Here is a 16,934-nt window from a genome sequence, read left to right as displayed (position 1 = left end):
ACCACCCAGCCACCACGGGAAAACGCGGCAACCAGACAGCAAAAATTTGAAACCAGCTGTAAAAACCAGACCACCCACAGGGGCGGGCAATCCAGTCAATTCAACCAATCCATAAAACAATTGGTATCAACAAACTTGGCACACTATTGAGTTCTCAAACAACAGACACACCCGGCACCACCACAACAAATTCCATGTCGAGGATCGCTCCGGAGCAACTTTCCAAACTTACCCGAACCCCCACCCCAAATCAAATCCACATTTCCAGGACCTTCATCAGCAGGAATCCGCCCCACACCACCCCAGGAGCACTCAAAAGCACTACCAGAATCGGCACAAATTTTTGGGGGATTGGCCGCCCGCGGTAACCAGCTCAACGCTGTCTCCCTCGCGGCGACTTAGAAAACAATACACCCCCACAGGCCCCTCCCCAAATCCCCTATCGAGGGGGTGCTGAACCCCGGAAACCCGCGGCAGAACAGGCCATAGGCAGCATAGGAGAGCCATCCGCCGTCGTACTCCATTCCTGTGCGGTGCGACACAGCCTGATTCGGCGAAGCTCAACCGGGTGGGCGGCTTAAATGCAGAAGGACCGGCAACCGTGAGGTTGCCGGTCCTTCTCAAGCAGCTGGTATCAGCAGGGCGGAATTACCAGGAAGACTTGGTGATGCCCGGAAGCTCACCGCGGTGAGCCATGTCGCGGAAGCGAACACGGGAGATACCGAACTTCTGGAAGGTGCCGCGGGGACGGCCGTCGATGATGTCGCGGTTACGCAGACGGATCGGGGACGCGTTGCGGGGCAGCTTCTGCAGGCCCAGGCGGGCGGCTTCGCGTGCTTCGTCGGTTGCGTTTTCGTCAACCAGGGTCTTCTTCAGCTCGAGGCGCTTTGCAGCGTAACGCTCAACGATGACCTTGCGCTGCTCGTTGCGAGCAATCTTGGACTTCTTAGCCATGTTTAGCGCTCCTCTCGGAATTCGACGTGCTGGCGGATCTTGGGGTCGTACTTCTTCAGGACCATACGGTCCGGATCGTTACGACGGTTCTTGCGGGTTACGTACGTGTAACCCGTGCCCGCAGTCGACTTGAGCTTGATGATCGGACGTACGTCCTTGTCCTTAGCCACTAGAGCTTCACCCCACGAGCGAGAATGTCGGCGACGACAACGTCGATGCCGCGTACGTCGATGGTCTTGATGCCCTTTGCAGAAACCTGCAGCGTGACATTACGGCGCAGGGACGGAACCCAGTAGCGCTTCTTCTGGATGTTCGGATCGAACCGACGCTTGTTGCGGCGGTGCGAGTGCGAAATGCTGTGCCCAAAGCCCGGCTCGGCTCCGGTCACTTGGCAGTGTGCTGCCATGACTTCTCCTCAAGAATTGAAAGTAATGATCCGCATATCTGCTGCTGGACCATGCTGCTAAGGGCGACCCAAAATGAAAGAAGGGCAACGGTTAGTCACGCAACTTGAGCCCCTAACTACCGGTCGCCCTGGAGAAATTACCGGGCAACCGGAGCAATTGCGCACGCTCCGCGCACTTAGCGCCTACCAAGTCTACGAGTTCACGCAATTAAAGACCAATCCGGCCTCCGAGGGTGTATAAGGAGGCTCTGAAACTAGAGCCTGGTGAACTGGGGGTACTTCGGCTTGAGGCCGTCGCCGGAGGACTTTCCGGCGACCCGGCGGACAACCCACGGACCGGCGAACTCCCGCACCCAGCGCGCATTCGCACGGACAGCCTCGAGCCGGCCGAGTTCCGGCACGGGCCTCATCGGCGGGACCTCGAGCGAATAGTCATGCTCCAGGACATCCAGCACGCGCTTGGCCATGTTGGCATGTCCCGCGGCGGACATGTGCATCCTGTCCTGCGCCCACATGCCCCAGTCGTAGTACTCGCTGAAGCGCCAGTAGTCCACCAGCAAGGCATCATGGTCGCCGGCGATGCCGCGGACCAGTTCGTTGTAAATGGCGGTGCGGCCACGGGTGGTGCTGAAGACCTTCGAACCCCGGGAGTCGAAACCTGTGAACATAACCACGGCGGCGCCGGTGGCGCGCAATGTGGCGATGGCGGCGTCGTACTCCACCAGGAGGTCGTCGATGTCTATCCTCGGGCGGAGAATGTCGTTGGCACCCGCGTAGATAGTCACGACGGTTGGTCGGAGTTCGACGGCGGCGTCCACCTGTTCAGCCAGAATCTGGCGGAGCTTCCTCCCCCGGATGGCGAGGTTGGCGTAGCCGAAGCCAGGATCGGCGGCGCCCAGCTGCTCAGCCACACGGTCCGCCCAGCCACGGACGCCGTTGGGGCGGGTGGGATCGTCGTCGCCCACGCCCTCGGTGAAGGAGTCACCAAGGGCCACAAACCGGGTAGTGAAATCCATTCGGCCAGTCTGCCACCAGTTGCTGGGAGCAACCAACCGCGGGACGGTGCCTAGCCTTCCCGCAGGATCCAGTGGTCGGAGTCCAACCGGCCAACAACCTTCTCACCAATGCGTGCCAGGTCCAGCACGTCCTGCTCCGTCAGAGCGTCCAGGAACAGGTCCCGAACGGTCTCGACGTGACCGGGCGCAAGTCCCACGATGGTTGCCATGCCCTCTTCGGTGAGGTGGGCCGTGGTGACGCGGGCGTCGTGCGGATGTGGACGGCGTTCCACCCACCCCCGCTTCTGCAGCTTGGTCACTACGTGCGAAAGCCGCGACAGGGATGCGCTGCTGCGGGCGGCCAGCTCACTCATCGGCAGGAACCGGTCTTGGGCCTCAGACAGCATGGCCAGGACCGTGTAGTCGAAAAGGGATAGCTTCCCCGCTGCATGGAGCTTGGTGTCGAGGGCCGCCGGCAGGAGCGTATTGATGCTTACGAGTGCCAGCCAGGCACGGCGTTCGTCGGCGGAGAGCCAGCGGGGTTCGGTCATGTGCCCATTCTACGAGAAGGGGGCGGTTGATCCTTCAACTAGCAGCAGTGCCGCCGGTAGGCTGGGCGCATGTATGTTGTCTCACTGAGCTACCGGGTCCCCCAGGACATCGTGGACTTTCACAACGACGCGCACATCGCCTGGCTGAAGAAGGCATTCGACGACGGCGTGTTCATCGCCGCCGGGCGCAAGGTTCCGCGGACGGGCGGGATGTTGCTCTCGCGGGCCGATCGCGCCACACTTGACGCCAGTTTGGCGCAGGACCCGTTCTATTCGAATGGTGTTGCGGACTTCGAGGTTGTGGAGTTCCACGCCGCGAGGGTTGCGTCGGGGTTCGAGAACCTGCTGGACAGCTAAGGTCCAACCAGGCCCGCCGTAGACTTTGCGGCGATCTTCTTCAGCCCGCCCTTTCGCGGCACCTTGACCGGTTGCGGCCACCGCGGCGTGAGCTGGTCACCCAATGTGACGCCGCGCAGTTTCCGGCCAAACAGCGGCAGGACCCAGTCGTGGACCCAGCGGCGCTGGCGCTGTTCCCATTCCCGCAGGCTGAGCTTTTCCGGCGGTTCCCAGTCCTTGAGCCGGATCTTATGCGGCACTCCCAGCTGGTCCAGCACCTGGCCCGCCAAGTACTTGTGGCCGGCCTTGGACATGTGGAGGCGGTCCGAGTCCCACATCCGGCGGTCGTGGAAGGCGTCGAGGCACCAGTAGTCCACCAGCACCGCGCCGTATTTGGCGGCGATGGCCCGGACCTGTTCGTTGTAGAAATTATTGCGTTTCTTCAACGGCTCAAGGAGAGCCGAAACCTTCACGTCAAAGCCCGTGAAGAGCACCAGCGTGGCCCCTGTTCCCGCGAGCTGCGCCACCAGCCTGTCATAGTCGGCCATCAGCGCCGCCATATCGGTCTTCACGTCCAGAATGTCGTTGCCGCCTGCGTAGACCGTGACGAGGGTGGGCCGCATGCGCAGCGCCGGCTCCAGCTGCTCGCCAATAACGTGCCGGAGCCGCTTGCTCCTGATAGCGAGATTCGCGTACCGCCACCCCGGCTGGGCCTTGGCAAGTTTCTCCGCCACCCTATCCGCCCAGCCCCGCACGCCATTAGGCAACCGTTCGTCCCGGTCCCCGACCCCCTCGGTGAAAGAGTCCCCCAGAGCAACAAACACCCGGCGCCCGGACTCAGGAAGCAAAGGTTCAGGACGCACCCCGCCAACGTAGCGGCCCAAGGAAAAGCGCGTACGACGCCGGGGTGAACAGCAAGTGCGAGAGCGTCACGGGTTTAGCCGCAGGACCTGATAGAGCGTCCGGGAAAAACCCGCAGGATCTGATAGGGCGTTTCGTAGGCGGCGGGAGGGACATCCGGCAGCGTGCGTCTAAGCGAGGAACGAGCGAGCACGCAGAGGATGTGCCTCCCGCCGGCCCCGGGCTTAGCCCTCGGCTTTGCCCTGGCGCCAATACCCCATGAAAGCAACCTGTTTCCGGTCGATCCCCACGTCACGGACAAGGTACCGCCGCATGTCCTTGATGACGGCGGCTTCGCCGGCAATCCAGGCGTAGAAGGGCATGGCGCCGGCGGGCATGTCGGGGTTTTTAGTGGCCTGGATTTCGGCCGTTTCCATCCGCTGGGGAGTCTCCCAGAGGATGTCCACATCCACGTTGACATCCTCCGGCTCGGGGCCCGCGCCGCCGTCGGCCGCTTTGATTCCCACCCAGCCGGGCACGGGCACTGCCTTGCGCACGGCTTCCTGAAGCAGTTCCCCGTGCGGCCGGGACCGGCCAATGGCGGCGCCCCGCGCGAGCCAGGTTATCTCGATGTCCGCGGGCGAGGAGAGTTCCAGGAAGTCGCCGGCCTCGGGGACCTCCAGGAAGGCGTGGCCTGTCATGTAGTCGGGCAGGCTTTCCAGAATGGCGGAGATGGCGGGGATGGCTGTCTCGTCGCCGGCGAGCAGGACACGCTGCGCCAGCCCGGGCCGCCATTCGATGCCGCCGTAGGCCTCTGCTGTGGAGCACTGTGCGGCGCGGTTGTTGGGGCCGATGAGGGTAAGGGCGTCCCCGGGCTTGGCGTTGAGGGCCCAACTGGCGGCGGGCCCTCCGTTGCCCTGGTCATCGAAGTGCATCACGAAGTCGACATCTATCTCGGGGTAGACGGTATCCAGGCGGGCCTGGCGGACGGTGTAGGTCCGCATGGAGCCGCGCACTGCCGGGTCCATGGCCAGCCATTCCCGGTACCAGCCGGACATGCTCATTTCGAAGACGGGCAGCGGAAGCTCTGTGCCGTCCGCCGCGAGGGACGGGATCATGAGTTTGATCCGGAGGTCGAGGGTGTCGCCGTTGACGCCGAAGTCCCGCAGCGAGTACCCGCCGAACGTGATCCTGCGGAAGTTCGGGCTAAGTTCCTGCACGGATGAAACGGTGACCTCAAACGCCAGGGTCATCGGCTCGGTGGAGGCAGCAGCAGTATCGCGGGTCTTCATGAAACGAGCTCCAGTTCGTTGGCGGGTATGTGGTGTCGGCCGATGGGAATGATCAGTGGAGTTCCGCTGACGGGATCCGGGATGACGCGGGATTCGAGTCCGAAGACGTTACGGACCAGCCCCTCGGTGACCACCTCTTGCGGCGCGCCCACTGCAACAACGGCGCCGTCTTTTAGGGCGATCACGTTGTCCGCATAGCGGGCGGCGAGGTTCAGGTCGTGCAGGACAATGGCCACGGTGGTGCCGCGCTGGCGGTTCAGGTCCGTCACGAGGTCCAGGACCTCCACCTGGTGCGCCAGGTCAAGGTACGTGGTGGGCTCGTCCAGCAGCAGGACGTCCGTTTCCTGCGCGAGGGCCATGGCGATCCAGACCCGCTGCCGCTGGCCGCCCGAGAGTTCGTCCACGTTCCTCTCAGCGAGGGCCAGCGTCTCAGTCGCTTCCAGCGCGCGCTGCACGGCGGCGTCGTCCTTCTCGCTCCAGCTGCGGAAGAAGCCCTGGTGCGGGTAGCGGCCGCGACCCACGAGGTCGCGGACAACGATGCCGTCAGGAGCTGTGGGGTGCTGCGGGAGCAGGCCAAGCGTGCGGGCCAGCTCCCGTGCCGGACGCGAATGGATGTCCTTGCCGTCGAGTGTCACGACGCCGGCCGCGGGCTTAAGGAGCCGGGACAGGCCACGGAGGAGGGTGGACTTTCCGCAGGCGTTGGCACCTACGATCATGGTTACCTTGCCTTCGGGAATTTCGGCGGTAAGCCCGTCCACCACGCAGCGCTGATCGTACTTCAGCGTCAGGTCCTTGGCGTTGAGAACTGCCACGTCAGGCATCCTTTCGGTTGGCCGTGACCAGGAGCCACAGCAGGAACGGGGCGCCGAGTGCACCGGTAATGACGCCCACCGGCAGCACCGTGCCGTCCAGCAGCAGGGGCGCCAGGTTGACGGCGACGTAATCCGCGGCAAGGACAATGAGGGCACCAACAAAGGCCGACGCCGGGAGGCTGGCTTTGCCGGTGAAGCGCCGGGCAATGGGCCCGGCGAGGAAGGCGACGAACGAGACCGGGCCGGCTGCCGCCGTCGCGACGGCTGCCAGTGACACGGCGATGATGACCAGGGCGAGGCGGGTGGCACCTACCCGAATGCCCAGGCCGGCGGCGGCGTCCGGCCCAAGTTCCAGAATGCGCAGGGGGCCGGCGATGGCAACGACTGCGGGAATCAGGAACGCGAGGGCGAGGGCCAGGACGCCTGCCCGGTCCCAGTTGGCGGAGTTCAGGGATCCGTTGAGCCAGACGAGGGCGTCAGCCGCGGTGCGGATGTCTGCGCGGGTCATCAGGAAGTTGACCACTGCGTGGAGCGCGGCGGCGATTCCGACGCCGGCAAGGATGAGCCTGTTGCCGGCGGCGTCGCCGCGGTTGGTCCCGCGGATCGCACCGCTGGAGATGGCGTAAATGATGGTGGCCACACCCAGCGCACCGCCGAGGGCTGCGCCGGAGACCGCCACACCGGAAGCACCGAAGACCACGATGGCCACTACGGCGGCAGCACTGGCGCCGTAGCTGATGCCGATGACGTCGGGGCTGGCCAGCGGGTTGCGGAGCATGGTCTGGAACAGGGTCCCGGCCAGGCCGAATGCGAGGCCGATCATGGTGCCGATGACAGCCCGCGGAAGCTTGTTTTCCATCACGATGAAGCTGGCCCCGGGTATTTTTTCACCGCCGGTCAGGTGCGCGAAGAGGATCCTGAAAAAGTCCGGAATGGTAACGGTGTAGCTGCCCAGCAGGACCGACACGGCAAACAGGATCACGACGGCGGCGGCCAGGAGGGCGGTCCGGTTCAGCAGTCTCCTGGTACCCCGTTGCCCTATCAGTTTTGGTCCTTTAGACCCTGTTTTAGCAGCCATATCTGATGGGGCAACGGGGGTTTTGGCGGTGACCGTCACAGTCCGGCCCCCTTGCCCCGGCGGATCAGCCAGACGAACACCGGTGCGCCGACGAGGGCGGTCATGATGCCGGCCGGGACTTCGCCGGGGAGGAGCACCACGCGGCCGATGATGTCCGCGCCCAGGAGCAGTACCGGCGCGAGGACCAGGGAGAAGGGCAGGATCCAGCGGTAGTCGGGGCCGGTGAGGAAACGGACGGCGTGCGGAATGACCAGGCCCACGAAGGCGATGGGGCCGGCAAGGGCGGTGGCGGAACCGCACAACAGCACGATTCCGAGGGCGGTGATGCCGCGGACCAGGCCCACGCGCTGGCCGAGGCCGCGGGCAATGTCATCGCCCAGGGCCAGGCTGTTGAGGATGCGCCCGGTCAGGAGCACGATAAGTGCTCCGGCGGCAAGGAACGGAAGCCCGGACACCACCACTGACCAGTCGCGCCCGGCGATCCCGCCCACCTGCCAGAAACGGAACCGGTCCAGGGTGTCCTGGCTGGAAACCAGGATGACGTTCATCAGTGAGTACAGGCCCGCATTGAGCGCGGCACCCGCCAGGGCGAGCTTGACCGGAGTGGCGCCGTCCCTGCCCAGGGAGGCGATGAGGTACACCACGACGGCGGCGGCTGCTGCCCCAACAAAGGCGAACCAGACGTAGCCGGAGAACGTGGCAATGCCGAAGACATAGATGCCGGTGACCACGGCCAACGCGGCACCGGCATTGACGCCCATGATGCCTGGATCGGCCAGCGGATTGCGGGCCACCCCCTGCATGGCTGCGCCCGCAAGGCCCAGCGCACCGCCGGCCAGGAGGCCAAGGACGGTGCGGGGGATGCGGGCGTGGACCACAGCGTGGTCGCCGTTGGCGGGATCGAACTGCGTGATTGCGTCCCAGACGGTGCCCAGGGGAAGGCCCCGGGCCCCGATGGCCAGGGAAGCCCCGGCCAGGAGTGCAAGTACAACAACGGCGGCCAGCAGCCAGGCGGTGCGCTTCCCCCCGAAAGCGCGGCCGTGGAGAGGACCAACAGGCCCCCTTGCCGGCACCCGGGTGCCGGCATCCCCCTGCCCGGAGGCCGCCGTCGTTGTACTGTGCGTCATGGAACGGTGCTTACTTCACTGCATCGGCTGCGGTGGCCAGCTGCGGCAGGAACGTGTCCAGCGACCACGGCAGGCTCAGCGGGGAGGCGGCGGAGATGGACAGCGTCAGGGTGTTGTCCGAATCAGCAACCAGTGCGCCGTTCTTGATGGCCGGGATCTGGCTCAGCAGCGGGTCGGCTTTGATGGCGTCAGCGGTGGAAGCGTCCGGAACCCAGGTCACAAAGACATCGGACTCAAGCTCGTTGGCCTTTTCTGCTGACCACGCAATGAAGAATTCCTTGGAGTCCTTGGAGTTGTCTTCAACCACTGGGGCCAGCTTCATGCCGATTGCGGAGAGGAAGCGGGGGCGGTTGTCATTGGCGGTGTAGACGTTGACGCCGTCACCCTTGGCGGGCTCGAGGTTGCCGTAGATGAAGCTCTTGCCCTCAATTTGCGGGTAGTCGGAGACCTTCTCCTTGATGGTGGCCTCGGTGTCCGAGATCAGCTTGGTGGCTTCAGCGTCCTTGCCCAGGGCCTTGCCGATGATGGACGTGGACTCCTGCCACGGGGTGCCGTAGGCCAGTTCGGGGTGGGCAACCACGGGAGCGATTTCGCTGAGCTTCTTGTAGTCCTCTTCAGTGAGGCCCGAGTAAGCCGCGAGGATAACGTCCGGAGTAAGCTTGGCGATCTCGGTGAAGTTGATGCCGTCGGCCTCGGAGTACTGAACCGGGGCCTTGTCCGAGCCAGTGCCGGCGCCGAGCTCCTCGAGGGCCGCATCCTTCCACGGCGTGGAGCCTTGGTCGTTGCCGCCCCACTCAACCTTGGGAACGCCCACCGGTACAACGCCCAAGGCAATGGCGACGTCGTCATTGACCCAGGAGACGGTGGCTACGCGGGTGGGCTGCTTCTCAATGGTGGTTTTTCCGAACACGTGCTCGATGGTGACCGGGAACTGCGCGCTGCTGGAGCTGCTGGCAGTGGAGTCGGAGCCGGAGGCAGCTGGGCCTGTGGAGCAGGCGGAGAGGGTGAGCGCCGCGGCGGCCAGGACGGCCGTGGCTTTGCCGGCTGACTTGAACAGCGTGCGGCGGGTGGCGCTGGGCACGGAGAAGAGGGAGGAAGCCATTGAATTCCTTAAGTGAATGATGCGAACTCAAGTAAGGCTAGCCTATCTTTGCAACGATTACGCAAGGCTTCTGTAACTTAATCCCCTTCGTGACGAACGGCACAGACCTTGGCGCATTTACCGTGCCTCAGCCACGCGGGGTCAGGTCCGGCCCAGTTTTCGGTATTCATCGGGCCGGAAGTGACCCCGCGTTGCCGTCAGCGGTACGAGAAGCTCATCAGGACAGCCTTCAGGGCACGGCCTTCAGGGCCCCAGTACCAGTCCTTCGCTGCATCGTCATCCGCGAACGGCTGGCCCGTGAACACCACGTCTGCAGTCAAAACGCGGTTGCCGAGCATAATGAGCCCGTTTTGCACTTCCCCGTCAGGCGAGACGGGTAATCCTGCGGTAAGCCCCATCCGATAATTTGAAACGCCGTCGTGGCGGTCAACAAAAAACGACGAATGGGGCGTGGGAACCGAGTGGCCGATAAGACCTGGTACCGGGTCCGTCTCAAGTACGGTCCGGTCGCCGGGACCGGCCACCACGTCCGCAATTTCGCCTGTGTAGATAGTGATTTCCGCCGGGCCAGTGGGATCTGACACCGTGGCAGTGCCCACAAACGGTGAGGCGGATGCCTCGAACAGCTCCGCGTGCCAGCCCTTTGGATACTGGAACGAAAGCCTGCCGTCCGGGAAAGTGAAGGTGGCCAGGCCCTCAGCGGGAGGAGTGGACGACGTCGCGCGTACACCTTCCGCCGTCGGGCTCGTACTGGCGGCGGGGGCCGTGCTCGTTGCCGCCGGGGCGGACGCCGCAGGAACCTGGGAATCGGCGCCGTCCGACGAGATGCTTGCCCCGCAGCCCGTCAACGTGAGAATTGCGGCAGCTGTCAGAGCCGGGAGGATGCCTGCGCAGTGTGCTGGGCGCATTTGTGGTGCCTTTCACGTAAAGGCCGTCAAACTCATCGGGTGTCAGATGCAGGACCCAGCGTTCCGCAGCTGCCCATCGGGGAGGATGAAGGCGAGTGCTTGATGTGCACCAGCATGGCACCGGCGCACCTTGGCAACCAGCGCCCCAGCAATATATCCATCGATTTGTTATGAACGTATTCCGCAGGTAACAGCTAGCGCAAAACGATGTCCACCGGGTTGGCTTCCGACCGCCAGGCTCCTTCCTGGCCCGCCCGCGGCTTAATGACCGGCGCCGTGAGCACCCCGGAACGGTTGGTGCGCTTGTCGCGGAGGATTTCGGTGACTGAACCAAGGTGCCGGGACAGGTCAATGACATTTTCGGGGGCGGCCAGCAGCAGCTGGAACCCGAATTCATGCAGCGCCTTGATTCCGGCCCCAGCGAATTCCTCAGATGCCAGCACAAAAGCTTCGTCCATCATCACGGTGCCGTACGTGGTGAAGCCCTGCTCGGCGATCCCCAGCTGGTAACTCAGCGCTGCGGCCATGATGAATGCGGTGAACCGCTGCCGCTCACCGCCGGACATCGAACCAGTGTCCGCGTGCATAAAGACCTCGGTCTTCTTCGCGCCGCCGCCCTTTCTGCCCGACGCCGGCCCGGCAACTTCCCGATGCTCCTTGCACTGGATAAACAGGTGACCACGGACATCCAGCACCTCGGCCCGCCAGCGCCTGTCTTCCGGTGCCTGCGAACCGAGCCGCTTGACCAGGGTTTCCAGTGACTTGTAGCCGGCGGTGAGCTCACCGTCGTCGTCCCTCTCACCACCTGCACCTTCGACGCGGGGACCATCGGACTTTGGCGGCCGGGTGTGCCGCGCCTTGAGGGCGTTCTGGATGGCATCCTTGAACTGCTTGGCCGTGGGAGGCAGGGTCTGCTTGATATCCAGTTCCAGGAAGCTGCCCTCGTGGAAGCTGACCTGTGAAAGGATGCCGTTCAGCGGGAGGATGCGGCTGGTGATGGAGCGGCGTTCCTCATCGAGCAGGTGCAGCAGGGTGCTGAAGGATTCGTGCGTGCGCTGGTTGAAGAACTGCCGGAATTCCGCTTCCTGGGCCGGCAGGCCGTCGCTGACAATCGCGTGGTACCGCGTCTCGAACTCGCCGGCAGCGCCGATTGTGGTCCCGTGGTCCGCCGAAATGGCACTGCCCCACTCGCGGACGAAGCCCTCGAAAATCCTGGTGAGGCGCTCGGCTGTGGCTTGCCCCCGGGACTCCGCCGTATGCAGTTCACCCAGCAGTGCGGTCTGCACCCGGTTGGCGAGGTTGTCCAGCTCGTGCATTTCCGTCACGTCGCCGAAATCGGCAAAGTACTGTTCCAGCGCGGTCACGGTGGCGTCCGACGGCGGCGCGTGGGCAAGGCGCCTGCGTGCGGCTTCCAGCAGGGAATCGGCAGCGGTCAGTTGCCTGTCCACGGCCTTGTACTCGCTTTGAAGGACAGCGGCTGCCTCGGTGCTGGACTGGTGCTTCCGCCGTACCTCCTCGATGGTGGCGCGCAGCGGCTCCAGGTCCGCCTGCGCTGCCAGGGCGTCCTTCAACCGCTGTTCAATCCTGGCCAGATCCCCGGCCGCGACTGCCGCCGACACCTGTTCCCAGGCGCGGTGGTCCTCGGCGATACGGCGCAGGGCGTCGAGTTGCCGGCTCATGCCCTGGTGCGAATCCTCGCGGGCCTGTGCCAGCTCCGCTGCTTTAGCCACGTCCTGCCGCAGGTCCGCCACCTGGCCGGCAACGAGTTCCAGCTTGGCGGCGTTGTCGAAGCCAAGGACGTAGTCCTGCCGGCCGGTGAAGCGGTCGTCCTTTTCCACGGTGTGGCGGTTGCGCTTGACCACCCCGCCCAGGCTCAGGCCGCGGTCCAGCCGTGCCAGCTCGTCCGGGTCCTCCACGCAGGGGTAAGCGAAGTCCAGCGCGATGCGTTCGCGGATCCAAGCCCCGGCTTCGGCGGCAACGCCCGAGGCGAGGATGTCCAGCTTGGTGAGCAGGTCGCCGTCGTGCACGTCCTCCAGCGCCAGCGCACCGCCGGCGAGCGGCTTGGAAACGTCCACGGCCCTCAGGGCGCCGCGCACCCTGTGGTCGTTGAGGTACCGGGTTACCGCAGCGAAATGTTCGCCGGGTACCAGCAGGGTGGTGGCGAGGTTCCGAAGCGCCCGCTCGGCGGCGGGCCGCCACTGCTCCTCCCCCTCGGCGAGGTCCATCAGTTCCCCGGCAAAGGGCATCCGGTCTTCTGCCACGCCGGTGGCGGCGGCGATCGCAGCCCGGTTTTCAATGCTCGACGGCGGCAGCAGTGACTTGCGCGTCTTCAGCGACACGAGCTCCTGCTCAGCCGCGGCCAGCTCGCGCTTTGTTGTTGCGTGGGCGTCGAAGGCTTCAAACCGGAGTTCCTGCAGGGCCTGGGAATTATCCTTGAGCTCGGCTGACCTTGCCGCCGCCTGCTCGTGCGCCTGTTCCCACCCCTCGGCGGTCCACTTCAGTTCGAGGCCGGCGTCGGTCAGTGCCTGACGTGCCGCCTCCTCCACCTGCTGGCGAAGTTTCAGGCCCACCCGGGCGTTTTCCAGGGATTGCTCAATGGCGGATATGGCGTTGCCGCCCTGGTTGTTGTAATCCGCCTCCAGCTGGCGCAGTTCCTTGGCCAGGCCGTCCCGGACGGCGCGCTCAGCCCCGAGTTCCTTGGCTTTTGCCTGTGCGAGCTCCTTGAAGCGGACCAGCATTTTCTGATGGACCGTGACGGCCAGCTGCTGCTTGTAGGCCTCGAACTCCTCGCCGGCCAGGTCCCGCAGCCGGTTGGCGTCCAGCAGCGCCTGCGCATACTCCCGGTTCAGCGCAGGGACCGGTGCGAGCTGGTCCCGCTGCTGTCGCACGTCCTCCAGCCGCTGCCTGATGGACATCAGGTTGCTGAACTCCTCCACGACGTCGTCCGCAGCCGCGAGCGTGGCCGGGGCGTCCAGGACCTGGTCGCGGAAGAAGGTGTTGACGCTGCCGCCCAGGCCCTTGCCCGCCTGGATGACGCGCAGGAGCGGAAGGGCCTGGTCCGAGTTGATGCCCAGCAGCCGGCGGAAGCGCTCCGCAAAGGCCTTATGCACGTCAAAGACCTGGGCGTCCGGGAAGATCGCCTCCAGAGCCGCCTTGGTGAACCGCTTGTCCGCGATGCCCTCCAGGGCCTCAAGGTCCAGCGGATCGTGGTCTACGAGATAAAAGCGGCCAACGTTCGACTCCGTCCCGTTCTTCGGCAGGTCAAACAGTGCCGAGACCGTCACCCGGGTACCGGCGGCGTTGTCGAACGTCAACGCGACGGCGGACCAGGTGGCGCCCGGCCGCTGGAAGGCACTCGCCGAGCCCTCCCCTACAGCCTTGTCGCCCACCTTGCCCCGCATGTACGTGAACGTGGTCCGCTTGTCCTCCACGGCACCGCCCGAACGCTGGGCAGCGGCCTCATTGGACCTCGGCCTCGCGTCGAAGACCCGCAGCATGGCATCAAACAGCGTCGACTTGCCGACGCCCGAGTTGCCGGTCAGCAGCGTCCCGTTACGGTCGACGTGCATCGTGTGCGCCCCGTGGAACGTGCCCCAGTTGACCACCTGCACCAGGGCAAGGCGCATCTGGCCAGGGTTCGTAAGCTCGCCCATCGGCAGCATGCTTGCGATGCTCACTTGGCTGGCTCCTTCGTGGCTGAGTACGACGACGGTGCTGCCGCCCCCGCCCCTTCGGCGTCATCGGGTTCCTCGCTCGTCTCAGCATCGAGCTCTATGAGCGTCTCTGTGCCCGTCGGGTCTGTGGTGGCTGCTGCCAGCGCCTCAATTTGGGCCGGGATGTCGCCGATGTTTTCGAATGGGAGGGCAAGGGGCAGGGCGTTGGAGATGGTGTAGACGTCGTCCAGGCCGGTGGGGAGGAGGAGTTGGCGGGCCAGGAGTTTCGTAATGGCCCGGTTGACGACGTCCGAGTCGCGGAGCGCGTCCTGCTGGCCCGCAGGCTGGTAGTGGGTGATCAGGTCGGCGATTTCCTCGCGGGTGATGGTGGGATCGGTCTGAGCGGTGACATGCCGGTCCAGCAGCAGGCGCATCCTCAACAGGACGATGGTCTCCACCCGGCTGAGTGCACGCTGCTGCCTCAGGATGCTGGAGCGGGTGCTGCCACCGATCGCCTCCGGGTCCACCGGGCGCAGGACGGCGATCTTTCGTTCATGATCCAGCTGCATGGTGAGGAACAGTTCGGACAGGCGGCTGCGCAGGATGACCTGGTTGTCCAGCAGGACGGTCCAGAGCTTTTCGTCCCGGCCGCCGTCCACGTAGGGACCTTTGAGCAGCTTCACCAGCGCCTGCCGCACCTTCATGGACAGGACGCCGGTGTCGCCGGGGAAGAGCGCGGCCCCGTCTATGAAGGTGTCGCGGGGGCTGAGGGCCTCCGTTTGAAGTCGTTCAGCGACCGATGCCGCCCGGGTTTCGACGGGCTCGGCCACCGGATCGGTGACGGGCTCAACCTCCGGGGCGGCCGTCGTCGTTATCTCTTCAGTCATCGTCAATCCTTTGGAAGCGTGACCAGCGGCAGGTAGGCCCTGCGCGTGGTGCCGTCTATCTGTTCGAAGTCCAGGGCGTCGAGGGCTTCGGTGTCGAAGCCCGCCCCGGCGTGCAGGGCGTGCGAGAGGAGCGCCCGGATGGTGTTGATGTGCTGTTCCTCCGGCGGCAGCTGCTTCCAGGCCTCGGAAAGGGTGCCGGCGCCGGCCATCGCGGAGCGGACAACGTCCGGTTTGGCCTTTCCGGTCCTCGGCGAGCGCACGCGGTCGGAATCGCTGAAGGCGATGGGGTCCGCGAGCTTGGGCGGCGCGGCGAACTCGTCCGGGTCAAACAGCTTCACCATGGACAGCGACTCGAAACCTGCGTTAAAGAGGACGGGTCCACCGACCAGCCCGGGACGTTCCCGTTCGTAGGGAAGGGAACGGATGGCCTGCTCGGCTTCCCGGAGGACCTGCCGGAGCCGTACCGACTGGCGGAAGTCATCACTTTGAACGTAGGTGTTGAGGCTTTCGCTGAGCTTGCCGTAGATCCGCTGGATCTGGCTGTGCTGCTGGCGAAGTTCAGCCACCAGGTTCTTCAGGGTCTCCCGGTCCTCCGGTGAGAGGTCGTCCGCGAACTGCCGGCTGAGGACCTCGCCAATGGCCGACCGGAACCTCAGCTGCTGCTGCGGGTCCTTTAGGAAGGCGGTGAAGGAACGGAAGGTCCTGCCCTCGGGGCTCTGGCGGAGCCGCTTGTCCGCCTCCAGCACCTGGGCCATGGTGGCACCCTTGGTCAGTGACTCCTCGATGATCTGGTTGCGCAGCCCGCCCACCAGTTCCTCGATCCGGTCGCGCATTTTCTTGTAATCGGCGGGCAGGCTCGCGGCTAGGTCAAGGATGTTTCCGGCGGCCTCAACGGCTTCGTCGTCATCCAGCAGGCCGTCGAATTCGCCGGAGCTGATGTCCTGGATCAGCTGCTGGCGGTCCTCGATCTCCTCCTCCAGCGATTCCAGGCGGGCGCTCTGGTCCGGGTTGGTCTCGTTGGCGAGCTTCTCGACGTCGCCCAGCAGCGTCCCGAGGCGCGAACCGTTGAGGGTGGACCGCTCGCTGGAAAGGCTGTCGAGGAACGCAAGTACGCGTGCCGCCGGTTCTGTGACTTCGTACACGATCTGGCCGGACTGGTTTCGGCGCGTCAGGAACTGGCGGCGCGTCCATTCGTCGCCAAAGGCCTTCCCGTTGGCTCCGCCGCCCAGGCCGGGCTCCTGCCGGCGAAGCTCCTCAAGGAAGGAGTCGACGTCGGCATGGAACTCCTCGAGCGGCAGCTGCGGCCGGGTGCGGGTGAAGGATGCCTGCAGCACGGCGATCACCCAGGGGGCGGAGCGCGTCAGGGCCCAGGCGGGTCCTTTGGTGAGGATTTCGAGGTCCCGGAGCCGGGCGCTGATGGCGTCAGCAGATGACCTGGCGGAGCGGGGCACACACTCTCCTTGGGCTGTCGAGGGGGTTGGGGCAGGAGCTCCAAACGGAAAACTGCCAACAACAAGGTTAACGCAGGCGGCCGCGACCGCTCCGTGACCTACTCCGCCGCATTGTTGCGATCCAATATCAAGAGCCCTTTCTGCGTGCCGTGGCTCTGGCCGGAACTGCGCGCCTGCCCCTACGCTCATGCCTACTGATCTCAACCAAAGCAACGTCGCAGCAGGGGGACTTATGCAGTTCGATCTAAGCGCAGTGGAAACCGCCACCTTGGTCTTCGCGGGCACACTGGTGTTCGCGTTTATCCTGGCCGCCTTTGTTCTCACGGCAGGACTGGTGGCGCTGGTGCTGCTGGGCACCGGAAAGCTTGGCTGGACAGTGGTTTCCAGGTCGCTCCTGGCCGTGGTCCACGGCATCAACGCCGGCTGGGACCGGCTGGTGCACCACGCCGCTGCGTTCGATCCTGCAGGGGACTTTCAGGGGCAGCCCTCCCCTAGCACGGGAACCTACCCGCGGGTAATATTGAGAGACAGCTGAAGGGTTC

17 protein-coding genes are annotated in these 16,934 nt (G+C 64.9%); 2 read left to right on the top strand and 15 right to left on the bottom strand.

Annotated elements, in window-relative coordinates:
• Window positions 1-648 precede the first annotated feature (648 nt).
• The 5 genes from rpsN to ACFVYC_RS08720 all read right to left on the bottom strand — a co-directional run bounded on the left by rpsN (window position 649) and on the right by ACFVYC_RS08720 (window position 2,906).
• Window positions 649-954, bottom strand: coding sequence for a 30S ribosomal protein S14 (rpsN, locus tag ACFVYC_RS08740; RefSeq protein WP_015938870.1), 306 nt, complete (start codon window positions 952-954; stop codon window positions 649-651).
• Window positions 955-956: 2 nt separating this feature from the next.
• A complete protein-coding gene (rpmG, locus tag ACFVYC_RS08735) occupies window positions 957-1,124 on the bottom strand; it encodes a 50S ribosomal protein L33 (RefSeq protein WP_013602737.1) in 168 nt (55 codons plus the stop codon).
• The gene (gene rpmB / locus ACFVYC_RS08730) at window positions 1,124-1,360 is read right to left on the bottom strand and encodes a 50S ribosomal protein L28 (protein WP_003798559.1); all 237 of its coding nucleotides are present in this window, start codon (window positions 1,358-1,360) and stop codon (window positions 1,124-1,126) included. Before rpmB ends, rpmG begins: the two co-directional genes overlap by 1 nt.
• A gap of 254 nt (window positions 1,361-1,614) precedes the next feature.
• On the bottom strand, window positions 1,615-2,376 hold the full coding sequence (locus tag ACFVYC_RS08725) for an SGNH/GDSL hydrolase family protein (protein ID WP_387549012.1): 762 nt from the start codon (window positions 2,374-2,376) through the stop codon (window positions 1,615-1,617).
• A gap of 50 nt (window positions 2,377-2,426) precedes the next feature.
• A complete protein-coding gene (locus ACFVYC_RS08720; protein WP_387549010.1) occupies window positions 2,427-2,906 on the bottom strand; it encodes a MarR family winged helix-turn-helix transcriptional regulator in 480 nt (159 codons plus the stop codon).
• 69 nt (window positions 2,907-2,975) lie between these two features.
• On the opposite strand from ACFVYC_RS08720, the gene ACFVYC_RS08715 reads away from it, so the two are divergent.
• Window positions 2,976-3,263: a YciI family protein gene (locus ACFVYC_RS08715; RefSeq protein ID WP_307097745.1), complete on the top strand. Its 288-nt coding sequence runs from the start codon at window positions 2,976-2,978 to the stop codon at window positions 3,261-3,263.
• Here the strand turns inward: ACFVYC_RS08715 and ACFVYC_RS08710 are convergent.
• The 10 genes from ACFVYC_RS08710 to ACFVYC_RS08665 all read right to left on the bottom strand — a co-directional run bounded on the left by ACFVYC_RS08710 (window position 3,260) and on the right by ACFVYC_RS08665 (window position 16,392).
• Window positions 3,260-4,105, bottom strand: coding sequence for an SGNH/GDSL hydrolase family protein (locus ACFVYC_RS08710; RefSeq protein WP_387549008.1), 846 nt, complete (start codon window positions 4,103-4,105; stop codon window positions 3,260-3,262). The two genes, ACFVYC_RS08715 and ACFVYC_RS08710, sit on opposite strands and share 4 nt — an antisense overlap.
• Before the next feature lie 222 nt (window positions 4,106-4,327).
• Complete coding sequence (locus ACFVYC_RS08705) at window positions 4,328-5,374, bottom strand: siderophore-interacting protein (RefSeq protein ID WP_387549007.1); 1,047 nt, start codon at window positions 5,372-5,374, stop codon at window positions 4,328-4,330.
• Window positions 5,371-6,186, bottom strand: a complete 816-nt coding sequence (locus ACFVYC_RS08700) for an ABC transporter ATP-binding protein (protein ID WP_387549005.1) — start codon at window positions 6,184-6,186, stop codon at window positions 5,371-5,373. The genes ACFVYC_RS08705 and ACFVYC_RS08700 overlap by 4 nt, the downstream gene beginning before the upstream one ends.
• A 1-nt stretch (window position 6,187) precedes the next feature.
• Entirely contained in the window at window positions 6,188-7,303 is a 1,116-nt protein-coding gene (locus tag ACFVYC_RS08695) for a FecCD family ABC transporter permease (RefSeq protein ID WP_387549003.1), read from the bottom strand.
• A complete protein-coding gene (locus ACFVYC_RS08690) occupies window positions 7,300-8,391 on the bottom strand; it encodes a FecCD family ABC transporter permease (protein WP_387549001.1) in 1,092 nt (363 codons plus the stop codon). Before ACFVYC_RS08690 ends, ACFVYC_RS08695 begins: the two co-directional genes overlap by 4 nt.
• Window positions 8,392-8,401: 10 nt before the next feature.
• On the bottom strand, window positions 8,402-9,493 hold the full coding sequence (locus ACFVYC_RS08685) for an ABC transporter substrate-binding protein (protein ID WP_387548999.1): 1,092 nt from the start codon (window positions 9,491-9,493) through the stop codon (window positions 8,402-8,404).
• A gap of 197 nt (window positions 9,494-9,690) precedes the next feature.
• Window positions 9,691-10,401, bottom strand: a complete 711-nt coding sequence (locus tag ACFVYC_RS08680; RefSeq protein WP_387548997.1) for a hypothetical protein — start codon at window positions 10,399-10,401, stop codon at window positions 9,691-9,693.
• Window positions 10,402-10,595: 194 nt separating this feature from the next.
• Window positions 10,596-14,078 carry an ATP-binding protein gene (locus ACFVYC_RS08675; RefSeq protein ID WP_387548995.1) on the bottom strand — a complete coding sequence of 1,161 codons (3,483 nt, stop codon included), beginning with the start codon at window positions 14,076-14,078 and terminating at the stop codon, window positions 10,596-10,598.
• Entirely contained in the window at window positions 14,075-14,941 is an 867-nt protein-coding gene (locus tag ACFVYC_RS08670) for a DUF4194 domain-containing protein (protein ID WP_387548993.1), read from the bottom strand. Before ACFVYC_RS08670 ends, ACFVYC_RS08675 begins: the two co-directional genes overlap by 4 nt.
• A gap of 2 nt (window positions 14,942-14,943) precedes the next feature.
• Entirely contained in the window at window positions 14,944-16,392 is a 1,449-nt protein-coding gene (locus tag ACFVYC_RS08665; protein ID WP_387548992.1) for a DUF3375 domain-containing protein, read from the bottom strand.
• 232 nt (window positions 16,393-16,624) lie between these two features.
• Here ACFVYC_RS08665 and ACFVYC_RS08660 point away from each other — a divergent pair, with 232 nt between their 5' ends.
• Entirely contained in the window at window positions 16,625-16,927 is a 303-nt protein-coding gene (locus ACFVYC_RS08660; protein WP_387549026.1) for a hypothetical protein, read from the top strand.
• Window positions 16,928-16,934: the final 7 nt, after the last annotated feature.

This window comes from Pseudarthrobacter sp. NPDC058329, from assembly GCF_042879835.1.
Classification (GTDB): Bacteria; Actinomycetota; Actinomycetes; order Actinomycetales; family Micrococcaceae; genus Arthrobacter.
Note: the sequence above shows the minus strand (reverse complement) of the source record. Positions and strands in the feature narration are given on the sequence as shown.